The organism is Nannocystis bainbridge, from assembly GCF_028368995.1.
GTDB classification, from domain to species: Bacteria; Myxococcota_A; Polyangia; order Nannocystales; family Nannocystaceae; genus Nannocystis; species Nannocystis bainbridge.
Map to the genome: position 1 here is coordinate 1,160,654 of NZ_JAQNDL010000003.1, position 15,120 is coordinate 1,175,773.

The following is a 15,120-nucleotide window of genomic DNA, read 5'->3' on the forward strand; positions in this document are numbered from 1 at the left end:
GGCGATGCTGCGGGCGATGGTGCCTCGCCCCTTCCTTCTCCTCTTCGTGCAGCTCTGTCTCGTGGCGTGTAGTGGCGGGGGGGGCGGCATGACGGAGTCCGGCGGCACGACCACGATCACCACCCTGGCGCCCACCAGCCAGACCGGGAGCTCCACGGACACGCCGACCAGCACCTCGTCGTCGTCGACCGGAGCGACCACCGCCGACGAAGCGACCTCCGACACCGCCACCGCCGGCACGACCATGAACGACGGGCCGAAGCTCGACCTGCCTGACGGCGAGACCGACACCGGCGGGCTCGGCGGCTGCAAGAAGGCCGATTTCCTGTTCGTGGTCGACGCCTCGGGGTCGATGAGCAACGAGCAGGCCAGCCTGGTCGCCTCGTTCCCCGGCTTCATCGCCACGATCACGCGGACGCTGAGCGCGAGCGACTATCACATCATGGCCGTGTCGACGGACGACGGGATGAACACCGGCGTCAACAGCCAGTGCATGATGGGCGGCCTGTGCACCTGCACGCCCGCGCCCACCTGCTGCGAGATCTCCTGCGAGTCGGGCACGACCTGCAACGGCGCCCCTTGCGACGACCTGCCGATCGGCCCGTGCGACTACAAGTACGGAAGCGGCCGGCTGTTCGACGCCGGCGGCAAGTCGTGCATGCTCGCCGCGGACCGCCGGTACATGCTCGCCACCCAGCCGGACATCGCCGACACCTTCGGGTGCATCGCCGACGTCGGCACCTACGGCAGCGGCGACGAGAAGCCGATGCTCGCCGCCATCAAGGCGGTCAGCGACGCGCAGAACGGCCCCGGGGCGTGCAACGAGGGGTTCTTGCGGGACGACGCGATCCTCGTCCTCACCTTCATCACCGACGAGGAAGACGACGTCGGCGACATGAACAACGGCTCGCCCGGCGGGCCGCAGCAGTGGTACGAGGCGATGGTGGCGGCCAAGGGCGGCGACCCGGAGGCGGTCGTGGTCCTCGGCCTGGTCGGCGACAGCAATCTCCCCGGCGGCGTGTGCCTCCCGGACGTCGACCCGAACATGAACGGCAACGGAGCCGAGGCGGCGCCGCGCCTGCAGAGCTTCGTCGGGATGTTCCCGAACGGCGTGCTCGGCAGCGTCTGCGCCCCCGAATACACGCCCTTCTTCATCGACGCGGTCGACGTCATCGACCTCGCCTGCGACAACTTCGAGCCGCCGCGCTGACCGGCGAGCGCGCCACGCGGGCGCGCCGTCGGAGAGCCGTCGGAGAGCATGACGGTGCTTCTCGCCCCAGAACAGAGCCTCGGCGGACTCGTCTGAGGGTACGTCGCCGTCCGCGAACGCGAGGGTCGATTTGCGGCATCGCGCCACGCGGCGCCGCGGTCTTTGCGGCCCGATTTAATTTTTGAGAAATCATTCCACGCTCGGCAATTGATCCCCGTCCGACCGGCACTAGCCCCGTGGACGACCAGCAGAGCGCGATCGGGCGGGACCGGCGGTCTCGCGCCGAAACCTCATTGCGTCACGATGGCCGCCGACTGCCGAGCTCCGCGTGCATCCTTCACCCGCGAACCATTCACCTCCCACGGCCCCTGCCTGGCCCGATTCGTCGGCTCGTCCGCGATCGATCTCGACGCCCCGGGCGCCCGAATCGGGGTCACGCCGACGGCGAAGCCGCGCCGCGGCGAAACCGCCGCCCGCGCGACAAAACGGCCGACCGCCGGATCTGCCCGGCGCCGGGGCGTTCCCCTCGATCGTGCCACCGTGATCACCCGCTCTGGCCGCGGCAGCCCCCGCGATTCATCATAGTATGAATCGCGCGCGGCGCCGTCGACGCGAACTGCCAGCGGCGGCGCCTCGGCCGGCAGGCGGACGACTGTCACGTTTGTCCGCGAAAACGCGAATCACCGCAGCGCGCCTCGGCGCGCCGCGGTGATTCGTGGCACTCGGCGCTCAGACGCGCCCGGAGAAGAACGCGGTGCAGCCGACCGTGAACAGCTCGTAGCGGGAGAAGCTGCGCTTCAGCGCGGCCTCGAGGCCCGGGAGCGTGTCCCAGCGATTCGACATGGCGCCCGAGCGTTGATACACGTCGAGGGCCAGGCGGGCGAAGAAGTGCTTCATCGACAGGTCGTAGAGCAGCGTCGAGCCGAACACCACCCCGCCGGGGTTCAGGCACGGCTTCAGGTGCTCGAACACGGTGACGGCCTTGTCCTCGATGAGGCCTGGCAGGCAGTGCAGGAGGTAGCTGATGCCGATCGAGTCGAACTTCTCGGCGATCCGCAGCGGCCGCAGGATGTTGCGGCGGTACAGCGTGACGTCGGCGTAGCGGCGGATCCGCTCGCGCACGAACATCAGGGTGTTGGGGTTCAGGTCGACCAGCGCGATATGGGGGGACGCCCCGGGAAAGCGGCAATGATCGAGGAAGTACCCCGAACCCACGCCCGCGTCCATGTGCCGGTCCGTGACGTGCGCGTCGTAGTGTTCCACCATGCGCGCCGTCGGGCAGCGCCACAGCAGGTTGTTGTTGAGGTTCAGGACCAGAAAGTCGTAGCGCGGCAGGAACGAGCGGGTGTACGCCGCCTGTCCTGCCTCCGTGGCCATATCGATCGTCTCGGCGACGTCGGAATCGATCGCGTGTTCCAAATGTACCTCCAGCGGCGGTGTGGTTATCAGCCGTATACAACCAAGTCAAGCGAACGATCCGCGATGCGAGCATGTCGTTTTAAAGCCCCACGAACATGCGTCGCATCGCGCGAATTAAGGCCTTGCTGGTGGTTCTTGCCTGTGTATATTCCAGCCCCGCCGCGCCCATCATTCGTCGCGGTGCACGCGCGATCGCGCGAATTAACACAGTGAGCGACTGTATGGATTTTCATTGGTCGGAATCGCAAGACGAGCTGTATCGCCGGGCGTTGGAGCTGGCGCGGCGGCACTTCGCCGGGCCGAGCCGCGTCTGGGCCGATCACGCTTTTGACCGCGCTCATTGGGACATTTGCGCGGAGTTCGGGCTCATGGGGCTCTGCGTCCCCGAGGCCCACGGCGGCCTCGGATTGGACGCGCTGACCACCGCCCGCGTGGTCGAGGCATTCGGACGCGGCTGCGAAGACACCGGCCTGGTCTTCTCCGCGGCGGCGCACCTGTTCGCGGCGGTGATGCCGATCGTCGAATACGGGGACGATCCGCTGAAGGCGGCGCTGCTGCCCGGGCTCGCCCGCGGCGCGGCCATCGGCGCCAACGCCATCACCGAGGGCGAGGCCGGCTCCGACGCGTTCGCCCTGCGCACCGAGGCCCGCCGCGACGGCGATTTCTACGTCCTCGACGGCGCCAAGAGCTACGTCAGCAACGGCCCGGTCGCCGACGAATTCGTCGTCTACGCGACGATGAACCGCAAACACGGCTACCTCGGGATCACGGCATTCGTCGTCGCGCGCGATACGCCCGGGCTCCGGCTCGGCGCGCCGCTGGCGAAGATGGGCCTCAAGAGCTCGCCCGCGTGCTCGCTCTACCTCGAGAACTGCCGCGTGCCGGTCGGCCGCCGGCTCGGCCGCGAGGGCCAGGGCGGCGCGGTGTTCCAGGCCTCGATGCAATGGGAGCGCTCGTGCCTGTTCGCCGGCTACGTCGGCATGATGGAGCGCCAGCTCGAGCAGGCCGTCGAGTACGCGCGCACGCGCCGGCAGGGCGGCAAGCCGATCGGCAAGCACCAGGCGGTCGCGCATCGCCTGGCCGACATGAAGCTGCGGCTCGAGGCGGCGCGCCTGCTGCTTTACCGGGCCTGCTGGCTGCGCGACCGCGGCGAGCCGGCCGTGGCCGCGGTCTCGCTGGCCAAGCTGGCGGTCAGCGAGGCGGCCCGGCAGTCGAGCCTCGACGCGATCCAGCTGCACGGCGGGGTCGGCTTCGCCGCCGATTACAACGTGGAGCACATGCTGCGCGACAGCGTGCCGGCGACCCTGTTCTCGGGCACTTCGGAGATCCAGCGCGACCTGGTCGCGCGGGAGCTGGGGCTGTGACGATGCAGCTCGCCGACCTCGTGATCTCCGCGGCGCGCTCGCGCGCGGATGCACCGGCCGTGATCGGCCCGGACGGGGCTCTGACCTACGGCGAGCTCGACGCGCTCGCCAATCGCCTGGCCCGCGCGCTGGCGCGGCGCGGGGTGGTCGCCGGCGACCGCGTCGGTTTGTGGCTCGAGAAGTCCGGCCGCGGCGTGGCGGCGATGCAGGCGTGCCTGCGCCTCGGCGCCGTCTACGTGCCGCTCGACCCGCTGAGCCCCGCGGCCCGCGTCGCCGGCATCCTCGGCGATTGCACGGTGCGCTGCGTCGTCACCACCGAGGCGCGCCGGGCCGCGCTCGCGGCCGCCGACGCGCCCGCCGAGCTGGCGGTGCTGCACGTCGACAGCGACTGGCACGAGGTCCTGCGCGAGTCCGCCGATTCGCTGCCGCCCCCGGCTCGCGGGCCGGACGACCTCGCCTACATCCTCTATACATCGGGCTCGACCGGCAAGCCCAAGGGCGTGTGCATCAGCCACCGCAACGCGCTCGCCTTCGTCGAATGGGCCGCCGAGGCGATCGCGGCCGATTCGCAGGACCGCTTCGCCAATCACGCGCCGTTCCACTTCGACCTGTCGGTGCTCGACCTCTACGTCGCGTTCCTCGCCGGCGCCGCGGTCGCGCTGGTGCCCGAGGGGCTGTCGTACGCGCCGCGTCGACTCGTTGAATTCGTCCGCGAGCACGCGATCAGCGTGTGGTATTCGGTGCCTTCGGCGCTGGCCTTGATGATGGAAGTGGGCGAGCTGTCCGCCGCCGCCGCGCCGACGCTGCGGGCGATCCTGTTCGCCGGCGAGCCGTTCCCGATCAAGCCGCTGCGGCGCTTGCGGGCCGGCTTCCCCGCGGCGCGCCTCTTCAACTTGTACGGGCCGACCGAGACCAATGTCTGCACCTATCACGAGGTCACCACGCTGGCCGACGATCGCAGCGCGCCGGTCCCGATCGGTCGCGCCTGCTCGGGCGACGAGGTGTGGGCGGTGCGCGCCGACGGCGAGCGCGCCGGGCCGGGCGAGGAGGGCGAGCTCATCGTCGCCGGCCCGACGGTGATGCTCGGCTATTGGGGGCAGCCGCCCCAGCGCGGGCCCTACGCCACCGGCGACATCGTCCGTGGCGACGACGCCGGCGAATACACGTACATCGGCCGGCGCGATCACATGGTGAAGATCCGCGGCCACCGCGTCGAGCTCGGCGACATCGAGGCCGCGCTGCTGCAGCACCCGGACATCCGCGAGGTCGCGGTGGCCGTGCGCGGGGCCGGCATCGACGCCCGCCTGCACGCCTTCGTGGTCGCCCCGCCGCCGGCTGAATTGTCGCTGCTCGGCCTCAAGCGCCACTGCGCCGAGCGACTGCCCAGATACATGATCGTCGACGACTTCACCCCGGTCACCGCCTTGCCGCGGACCGGCAACGGCAAGGTCGACCGCCTCGCGCTGGCGCGGCTGGCGGCGGCCTCGTCTTCCACCTCCGGAGAGCAGCCATGAGCAATTCCCCCGCCACCCACGACATCGAGCAAGCCCTCAAACAATACGTCGCCCGCGAGATCCTCGACGGCAAGGACATCGGCCTCGACGCCGACACGCCGCTGCTCGAGTGGGGAGTGATCAATTCACTGGAGATCGCGCGGCTGCTCGGGTTCGTGCGCGAGCAATTCGGGGTGGTCGTGCCGCTCGAGTCGGTGACCGCCGAACACTTCAAGGACCTGCGCGCGCTGACCGGATTGGTCGCCTCGCTCAAGGGCTGAATCGGGGCAGGCCCGGTCGCCGCCATCGCACCGCCGCGTCCGCGGCGGCGCGCGGAGTTTATTTGTCTGCAGTGGAGCGAATGTTCAATGTCGAACGTGGATTTTGATGTCGGGATCATCGGCGGCGGGCCGGCCGGGTCGGCCACCGCCTCTTATCTGGCGCGCGCGGGCCTCAAGTGCGTCGTCTTCGAGCGCGAGCTGTTCCCGCGGCCGCACGTGGGCGAGAGCCTGGTGCCGGCGGCGACGCGGGTGTTCAAGGAGATCGGGTTCCTCGACACGCTCGAGAACGCCGGCTTCCCCAAGAAGTACGGCGCCGCCTGGACCTCGGCCGACCGCGCGCCGGTCTACGCCATGCAGTTCGAGGGCCTCGCGGCCGATTGCCACGTCGACATCCGCTTCGAGGAGCGCGAGCAGGCCGGCGTCGACCGCAACTACACCTTCCACGTCGACCGGGCCAAGTTCGACCTGATGCTGCTGCAGCACGCGCACCAGCTCGGCGCCGAGGTCTACGAGGGCGTGCGCGTGCGCGGCGTCGACCTGTCCGATCCGACCCAGCCGACGGTCCACTTCAAGCTCGGCCAGCAGGACATCCGCACCCGCGTGCGCATGGTGATCGACGCCAGCGGTCGGCATACGCTGCTCGGCAACCAGCTCAAGCTCAAGGTGCTGGACCCGGTGTTCAATCAATACGCCCTGCACACCTGGTTCGAGGGCTACGACCGCGACCGCCTGGCCCATGGCCGCGGCCAGCCGGAGTACATCTTCATTCACTTCCTGCCGCTCACCAACACCTGGGTGTGGCAGATCCCGATCTCCGAGTCCGTCACCAGCATCGGCGTCGTCACCCAGAAGTCGAACTTCGCCAAGAGCCGGCTCGACCGCGAGCAGTTCTTCTGGGAGTGCCTGCAGAGCCGCCCCGAGCTGTACGAGGGCCTGCGCGCCGCCCGGCAGGTCATGCCGCTCAAAGAGGAGGGCGACTACAGCTACGCCATGCGCGAGATCTGCGGCGACGGGTTCGCCCTCGTCGGCGACGCCGCGCGCTTCGTCGACCCGATCTTCTCGAGCGGCGTCAGCATCGCGCTCAACAGCGGTCGGCTGATCTCGCACGACATCCTGGCCGCCGCCGAGCGCGGTGATTTCCGCCGCGACAGCTTCCGCACCTTCGAGACGCTGATGCGCCGCGGCACCCGCAATTGGTACAACTTCATCAACCTCTACTACCGCCTCAACGTGCTGTTCACCGCGTTCGTGCAGGACCCGCGGCACCGCATCGACGTGCTCAAGCTGCTGCAGGGCGACATGTACGACGAGGACGAGCCGGCCGTGCTCACCGAGATGCGGCGGATCGTCACCGAGGTCGAGCGCAACGATCAGCACATCTGGCACAAGTACCTCGGCTCGCTGACTTCGTCGGCGTTCTCGTCGGTGCTGTGATTCGCCGCGCGAGGATCCCATGGTCACGCCCGCGCTCGAGCCCGTCGCCGTGGTCGGCCTCGGCTGCCGCTTCCCCGGCGCCCCCGACCCTACCGCCTACTGGTCGCTGCTGCGCGCCGGTCGTCACGCGATCGTCGGCGTCCCGCCGTCGCGCTGGGACGCCGCGGCGCTCCACGACGCCGACCCGCAGCGACCCGGGCGCACGCTGTGCCGCAGCGGCGGCTTCTTGCCCGAGGTGGACGGCATCGACTGGCGGGCCCTGCGGCTGTCGCCGCGCGAGGCCAGGGCGATCGATCCGCAGCACCGGCTGCTGCTCGAGGTCGCCTGGGAGGCGCTCGAGGACGCCGGCCTCCCGCTCGAGGCGGTCGCCGGCAGCCGCACCGGCGTGTTCGTCGGCGCGACCTGGAACGACTACGCGCGCATGCAGTCGCGCGACCGCGACCGCCTCGACGGCTACGCGGCCGCCGGCACGCCGATGGCCTTCGCCGCCAACCGGATCTCCTTCACCTTCGACCTGCGCGGCCCCAGCGTCGCCCTCGACGCCACCTGCTCGGCCTCGCTGGTCGCGCTGCATCAGGCCTGCCAGAGCCTGTGGAGCGGCGACAGCACGCTGGCGCTGGCCGGCGGCGTCAACCTGATCCTCGCGCCCGACAGCGCGATCATCATGTCCAAGGCCGGCGTGCTGTCGGCCCAGGGCTTGTGCCGGGCGCTCGACGCCGACGCCGACGGGTTCGTGCGCGGCGAGGGTGCCGGCCTGGTGGTGCTCAAGCTGCGCTCGCAGGTGACCGCGAGCGACCGCGTGTACGCCTACGTGCGCGGCGTCGCCATCAACCACAACGGGCGCGGGCCGTGGATCATGGCCCCGCGCGCCGAGGCCCAGACGGCGGCGATCCGCGACGCCCTGGCCCGCGCCGCCGTCGACCCGGCCGAGGTCGACTACGTCGAGCTCCACGGCACCGGCTTCCCCCAGGGCGACGCCACCGAGACCGCCGCGCTCGGGGCGGCCCTCGGTGGGGCGGCGCGCGGCCGGCCCTGCGCCGTCGGCTCGGTCAAGACCAACATCGGCAACCTCGAGCCCGCCGCCGGGGTCGCCAGCCTGATCAAGGTGTGCCTGGCGCTGCACCACGGCGAGCTGCCGCCGACGCTGCACCTCGAGCGGATCAACCCGGCGATCGACCTCGCGGGCCTCGGCCTCGCGGCGCAGACCGAGACGACCGCCTGGCCGCGGCGCGCGCGGGCGCGGGTGGCCGCGGTGACGACGACTTCGTTCAGCGGGGTCAACGCTCACGCGGTGCTCGGCGAGGCCGAGCCAGCCGCGGCCCTGCCGGCGCCGCGCGGCCTGCTGCCGCTCCCGCTGTCGGCCCGCGATGCGCAGGCGCTGCGGGCCCGCGCCGCCGCGACGATCGAGCAGCTGCGAGGGCTCGAGTCGGATGACGCCGCGGCGCTGCGGGACGTCTGCTTCACCGCCGCGCTGCTGCGCAGTCACCACGCTCACCGCGTGGCGGTGATCGGCGATAGCGCTCCAGCCCTGGCCGACGCGCTGGCGCGCTGGCTCGCCGGAGCTCCGTCCGCGAACTCCACTGATTCGCCCGCGAACTCCGCTGATTCGCCCGCGAGCACTGCTGATTCGCTCGCGACCTCCGCCGATTCGCCCTGCACCGCGACCGGCATCGAAGCGAGCGAGCTGCACCGGCTGATCGCCGCCTACAACACCGGCGCGGCGATCGACTGGCGCCCGCTGGTGCCGGCGGGCCGCTGCGTATCGCTGCCGACCTACCCGTGGCAGCGCGAGCGCATGTGGCTCGAGTGGCTCGCCACCCCGCCGGCCGTGGACGCCGAATCAGAGAATCCCGAAAAGATCGATATCGACGCCAGCACCGGCGACGACACCGTCGACCCGGTCATCCCGCCCCTGCTCGCCGCCCTGCGCGAAGCCTCGCCGGGGCTGCGGCGCGCTCGCCTGCTGCAGCACGTCGAGCAGGCCTTGCGGGCCGCGCTCGAGCTGCCCGCTGACCTCCCGATCGGCCCGCACGCCCGCCTGTTCGACCTCGGCGTCAGCTCCTTGACCGCGCTCGCCCTGCGGACCCGGTTCCAGCGCGAGCTCGCCTGCGAGCTGCCTCCCACCCTCTTGTTCGACCACCCCAGCCTCGACGGCCTCGCCGGGCGCCTGCTCGCCGCCGCCTTCCCGGAGCCCGCCGCCGACGCCCCGGTCGACGCCCGCGCTCGCGAGCTCGCCGCGCTCACCGAGGTCGAGGCCGAGGCCGAGCTGGCCCGCCGACTCGAACACCTCCGGAGGTACTTGCCATGACCACGCCCGAGCTGTCCCCGCTCAAGCAGGCCCTCCTCGCGCTCGAGCGGCTGCAGGCCCGCGTCGACGAGCTCGAGCGCGGCCGCAGCGAAGCTGTCGCCATCGTCGGCGTCGGCTGCCGCTTGCCCGGCGGCGTCGACGACGCCGACGCCCTGTGGCACCTGCTGCGCGCCGGCGGCACCACCCAGGTCGAGGTCCCGGCCGACCGCTGGGACATCGCCGCCCTTCACGACCCCGACCCGGCCGCCCCCGGCAAGGTCGCCAGCCGCTACGGCCATTTTCTGCGCGACGTCGCCGGCTTCGACGCCGCCTTCTTCGGCGTCTCGCCGCGCGAGGCCGAGCGCATCGATCCGCAGCACCGCGTGCTCGCCGAGGTCGCCTGGGAGGCGCTCGAGGACGCCGGCGTCGCCACCGCGGCGCTGGCCGGCACCCGCACCGGCGTGTTCGCCGGCATCATGAGCAGCGAGTACGCGAGCCTGCTCGCCGACGGCGACCCGACCGCGATCGACACCTACTGGCTGACCGGCAACGAGATGTCGTTCGCCCCGGGCCGGATCGCCTACCTGCTCGGCCTCCAGGGCCCGTGCCTGGCGATCGACACCGCCTGCTCCTCCTCGCTGGTGGCCGTGCACCAGGCCTGCCGCAGCCTGCGGGCCGGCGAGTGCGACCTGGCGCTGGCCGGCGGCGTCAGCCTGGTGATCTCGCCGGCGCTGACGATCGCGCTGTCGAAGTCGCGGGTGATGGCGCAGGACGGCCTCTGCAAGACCTTCGACGCCGGCGCCGACGGCCTCGGCCGCGGCGAGGGGGCGGCGATGATCGTGCTGCGCCGCCTCGCCGACGCCGAGCGCGACGGCGACCGGATCGTCGCCGTCATCCGCGGCTCGGCGATCAACCACGACGGCGCCAGCGGCGGGCTGACCGTGCCGAGCGGCGCGGCCCAGGAGGCCCTGATCCGCGCCGCCCTGGCCGACGCCCGGATCGAGCCGCGCCAAATCGGCTACCACGAGGCCCACGGCACCGGCACCGAGCTCGGCGACCTGATCGAGACCCGGGCCATCGCCGCCGCCCTCGGCCCCGGCCGCGACGCCAGCGCGCCGCTGCGGCTCGGCGCGCTCAAGGCCAACATCGGCCACCTCGACGCCGCCGCCGGGATCGCCGGCCTGATCAAGGCCGCCCTGGTGGTGTCGCGGCGCGAGTTCCCGCCGCACCCGACGCTGCAGGCCCGCAATCGACATGTCCCATGGGACAGCCACGCCATGACCGTGCCGACGGCCGCGGCCGCGTGGCCCGACGAGGGTCGGCCGCGCTTCGCCAGCGTCAGCGCGTTCGGCCTCAGCGGCATCAACGCCCACGTCGTGCTCGCCGAACCGCCGCCGGGGCCATCGCCGACCGCGAGCGTCGATCGCCGGGCCCAGTTGCTCGTGCTCTCGGCCCGCAGCCCGCAGGCCCTGCAGGCCCAGGCCCGCGCCTTCGCGGCCCTGCTCGAAGCCGACGACGCCCCGCCCCTGGCCGCTTTGGCCGCCGCCGCCGCGGTGCGCCGCGATGCCCACGAGCACCGCCTCGCGATCGTCGGCGCCGCCACCGATGCGCTCGCCACCTCGCTGCGCGGCTTCGCCGACGGCCACGCCCACGCCGATTGCCAGGTCGCCCGCGCCCGCCCCCGCCCGCGCTCACGGGTGGTGTTCGTATTCCCCGGCCAGGGCTCGCAGTGGCTCGGCATGGGCCGCCAGCTGCTCGCCGACGAGCCGGTGTTCCGCGCCGCCCTGGCCGAGGCCGACGTCGCCGTGCGCCGGTTCACCGGCTGGTCGCCGTCGCAGGTGCTGGCCGGCGATCCCGAAGCCCCCGCGCTGGCGGCGATCGACGTGGTCCAGCCGACGCTGTTCGCCGTGTCACTCGCGCTCGCGGCCCTGTGGCGGTCGTGGGGCGTCGAGCCCGACGTCGTCGTCGGTCACAGCATGGGCGAGGTCGCGGCCGCCTGCGTCGCCGGGGCCCTCAGCCTCGACGACGCCGCCCAGGTGATCTGCGAGCGCAGCCGCTTGATGCGGCGCCTCGGCGGTCAGGGGGCAATGGCGGCGGTCGAGCTCGCGGCCGCCGACATCGCCCCCGCGCTGGCCCGCCTCGGCGGTCGCGTCACCGTGGCCGCCATCAACGGCCCGCGCTCGACCGTGATCGCTGGCGACCCGGCGGCGATCGACGTCCTGCTCGAAGAGTGGCAGGCGCGCGAGGTGTTCTGCCGCCGCGTCAAGGTCGAGGTCGCCTCGCACAGCCCGATGGTCGACCCACTGCGCGACGATCTGCGGCGCGCCCTCGCCGGCATCCGCCCGCGCGCCGGCGCCGTGCCGCTGCACTCGACCGTCACCGGTGCGCGGATCCACGGCGCCGAGCTCGACGCGGCCTACTGGTGGCGAAACCTCCGCGACCCGGTCCGCTTCGCCCCGGTGATCGAGCACCTGCTCGGTGACGGCCACGATGTCCTGCTCGAGGTCAGCCCTCACCCGGTGGTACTGCCCTTCCTCGCGGCGATGGCGGCCGAGGCCCACGCGCGCGAGCCCGGCGACGGCCCGGCCCTGGCGCTGGCGAGCCTGCGCCGCGACCAGGACGAGCGCGCCGCCCTGCTCGGCGGCCTGGCGGCGATGCACGTACACGGCCACCCGCTCGCGTGGCAGCGCCTGTGGCCCGGACCGACCGCGCACGTGGCCCTGCCGCGCTACCCGTGGCAGCGCCAGCGCCACTGGCTGCCGACGGCCCGAAGGCGCCCCCGCGACGGCGAGGCCCGCCGCGAACACCCGCTGCTCGGGACCCGCTTCTCCGCCTCGATCGCCACGCCGACGCAGTTCTGGCAGGCCGAGCTGGCCGGCGACGACCCGTCCTGGCTGGTCGATCACAAGGTCCAGGGCGCGACGGTGCTGCCCGGCGCCGCGACCCTCGAGATGGCCCTGGCCGCCGCTGACATGTCCCTCGGGACAGGACCGTGGCAGCTCACGGAGGTCGCCTTCTCGACCGCGCTGGTGCTCACCGACGACGCCCCCCGCCAGGTCCAGGTCGCCCTCACGAGGGAATCCGCGAGCATCACGGACCGCAGTGATTCCACCGCGAGCAACAACCTCACCACGGATTCCACCGCGAGCACCAAGCACATTGATTCCACCGCGAGCAACAACCTCGCCACGGGTTCCTCCGCGAGCAACAACCTCGCCCGCACTGTTTCCACCGCGAGCAACAACCTCGCCACTGATTCCGCCGCGAGCAACAACCTCTCCGCGAGCATCAACCTCTCCACCGATTCCTCCGCCAGCACCAACCTCGCCACCGATCCCCCCGCGAGCATCGGCGCGCGCGTGCAGCTCGCCAGCCGCGAGGGCGACGGCCCCTGGATCATTCACGCCACCGCCCGCGTGACCCGCAGCGACACTCAGGTCCCGCCGGTCCCCGACCTCGTCGAGGTCCGCGCCCGCTGCCGCGAGTCCCTGTCCGGCGACGCCTTTTACGCCGCCCTCGCCCGCCAGGGCCTCGACTACGGCCCGGCCTTCCGCGGCGTGCAGTCGCTGGTCCACGGCCCTGGCGAGGCGCTGGCCGAGCTGCGCCTCTCGCCCGCGCTGGTCGCCACCGCCGACCGCCACCAGATCCACCCGGCCCTGCTCGACGCCGGCCTACACACCATCCTCGCCGCCTTGCCTGACGGCCTGCGCGCCAGCGGCCCGGCCCTGCCGATCGCCGCCGAGCGGGTCCGCCTGCACGCGCGCCCCGGCGCCACGCTGACCAGCCACGTCCGCCTGCGCCCGGGCGCAGGCGAATTTGCGACCGCCGACATCACCCTGCTGAACGGGGGCGGCGTCGTCGTCGCCGAGATCGTCGGCCTCCGGGTCCAGCGGCTCGAGGCGAGGGCCCAGCCCGCCGCCTTCGCCGTCGAGTGGGAGTCGACCGCGAAGACCGGTGAACCTGTCCCTTCGGACATCCACGGCCGCTGGCTGCTCGTCGGCGACGACCACGACCTCGCCCCGCTGACCGCCGCTCTCACGCGCCACGGCGAGCGGGTCACCACCCTCGGCTTCGATCGCCTCGGCGACCTCGCCCTCGCCGGAGATCCCCTGCGCGGCGTCGTCTGCCAGCTCCCCCGCCGCGCCGACGACCTCGGCGAGCGCGGCTACCTCGGCGCCCTCGCCACCGTCCAGGCGCTCGTCCGGAACGACATCACCCCGCGCCTGTGGCTCGTCACCCGTCACGCGCAATCGACCGGCGACCTGCCCGATCCGCCTGCGGCCATGGCGTGGGGCCTCGGCCGCACCGTCGCCTACGAGCACCCCGAGCTCCGCTGCACCCGCGTCGACCTCCACGACGATGTCGTCGACGACCTCGCGCGCGAGCTGCTCGCCGATCGCGACGACGACGAGGTCGTGCTCGCTCGCGACGGCCGCCGCGTCGCCCGCATCGTCCAGCGCCCGCTGCCGCCGCCCGCCGTCGTCACCGCGCGCGCCGACGCGACCTACTTGCTCACCGGCGGCCTCGGCGGCCTCGGCCTCGAGGCCGCGCGCTGGCTGGTCCAGGCCGGCGCGCGCCACCTCGTGTTGGTCGGCCGCAGCGGCGTCGGCAGCGATGCCCAGGTCGAGGCTATCGCCGGGCTCGCCGCGGCCGGGGCCCAGGTCGTCGTCGAGCGGGCCGACATCGCCGAGCCTGCCGAGCTCGCGCGCGTGCTCGCCTCGATGCGGCTGCACATGCCGCCGCTGGCCGGCGTCGTCCATGCCGCCGGCGTGCTCCACGACGGCCTCGTCGTCGACCAGGACCGCGAGCGCCTGCAAGCCGTGTTCGCGCCCAAGGTGCGCGGCGCCTGGAACCTCCACCAGGCCACGCGCGACCTGCCGCTCGACTGGTTCGTCCTCTACTCCTCGGCCTCGTCCCTGTTCGGCTCGCCGGGCCAGGCCAACTACGCCGCCGCCAACGCCTTTGTCGACGCGCTCGCCCTGCACCGCCGCGCCGCCGGCCTCCCGGCTCTGGCGATCCACTGGGGCGCTTTCGCCGACGTCGGCCTGGCCGCGGCCCGCTCCGATCGCGGGGCTCGCCTCGCTGGCCGCGGCATGGCCTCGCTCGACCCGGCCACCAGCGGCCCGCTGCTCGGCCGCCTGATCGCCGCCGGCGAGACCTTGCTCGGCGTGGCCGCCTTCGACCCCGCGCGCTGGCTCGAGTACCACCCGCAGATCGCCGGCAGCGGCCTGTTCGCCCGCCTGCGCGAGCAGTCGCGCGCGACGGAGGCCAGCCCCGATCTGCAGGCCGCTCTGGTCGCCGCGGACCCGCCCGGGCGCGCGCGCCTGTGCGAGCAGCTCCTGCGCGAGCAGGCGGCGCAGGTGCTGCGCCTGGCCCCGTCGCAGATCGATCACGAATCCTCACTGAAGCACCACGGGGTCGATTCGCTGATGGCGATCGAGCTGAAGAACCGGGTCCACGCGCGGACCGGGGTCCGGCTGCCGGTGGTGTCGTTCCTGCAAGGGACGACGCTGCGCCAGCTGGGCCGCGAGCTCGCCGAGCGCTGGACCGAAGCGCGCCTCGTCGAGGCGATGCGCGACCGCGGCGACACGGCCGGGGTCGCCGACGAATGGGAAGTGACCCGCTTATGAAC

Annotated in this window: 8 protein-coding genes; 7 read left to right on the plus strand and 1 reads right to left on the minus strand. The window is 72.6% G+C overall.

Going from position 1 to position 15,120, the window contains the following annotated elements; all coding sequences use genetic code 11:
- The first annotated feature begins 88 nt into the window (after positions 1-88).
- A complete protein-coding gene (locus tag POL25_RS29900; protein ID WP_272089655.1) occupies positions 89-1,210 on the plus strand; it encodes a hypothetical protein in 1,122 nt (373 codons plus the stop codon).
- Positions 1,211-1,939: 729 nt separating this feature from the next.
- Here the strand turns inward: POL25_RS29900 and POL25_RS29905 are convergent.
- Positions 1,940-2,629: a class I SAM-dependent methyltransferase gene (locus POL25_RS29905; RefSeq protein ID WP_272089656.1), complete on the minus strand. Its 690-nt coding sequence runs from the start codon at positions 2,627-2,629 to the stop codon at positions 1,940-1,942.
- Between the two features lie 221 nt (positions 2,630-2,850).
- Here POL25_RS29905 and POL25_RS29910 point away from each other — a divergent pair, with 221 nt between their 5' ends.
- From POL25_RS29910 to POL25_RS29935, 6 genes are all read left to right on the plus strand, one after another.
- Positions 2,851-3,993 (plus strand): acyl-CoA dehydrogenase family protein, encoded by a 1,143-nt coding sequence (locus tag POL25_RS29910; protein WP_272089657.1) that lies wholly within the window; start codon positions 2,851-2,853, stop codon positions 3,991-3,993.
- A gap of 2 nt (positions 3,994-3,995) precedes the next feature.
- Complete coding sequence (locus POL25_RS29915) at positions 3,996-5,507, plus strand: amino acid adenylation domain-containing protein (protein ID WP_272089658.1); 1,512 nt, start codon at positions 3,996-3,998, stop codon at positions 5,505-5,507.
- Positions 5,504-5,767 (plus strand): acyl carrier protein, encoded by a 264-nt coding sequence (locus POL25_RS29920; protein ID WP_272089659.1) that lies wholly within the window; start codon positions 5,504-5,506, stop codon positions 5,765-5,767. The genes POL25_RS29915 and POL25_RS29920 overlap by 4 nt, the downstream gene beginning before the upstream one ends.
- Before the next feature lie 87 nt (positions 5,768-5,854).
- Entirely contained in the window at positions 5,855-7,201 is a 1,347-nt protein-coding gene (locus POL25_RS29925) for an NAD(P)/FAD-dependent oxidoreductase (protein ID WP_276594435.1), read from the plus strand.
- 19 nt (positions 7,202-7,220) lie between these two features.
- Entirely contained in the window at positions 7,221-9,509 is a 2,289-nt protein-coding gene (locus POL25_RS29930) for a beta-ketoacyl synthase N-terminal-like domain-containing protein (protein ID WP_272089661.1), read from the plus strand.
- Positions 9,506-15,118, plus strand: coding sequence for a type I polyketide synthase (locus POL25_RS29935; RefSeq protein ID WP_272089662.1), 5,613 nt, complete (start codon positions 9,506-9,508; stop codon positions 15,116-15,118). Before POL25_RS29930 ends, POL25_RS29935 begins: the two co-directional genes overlap by 4 nt.
- Positions 15,119-15,120 lie beyond the last annotated feature (2 nt).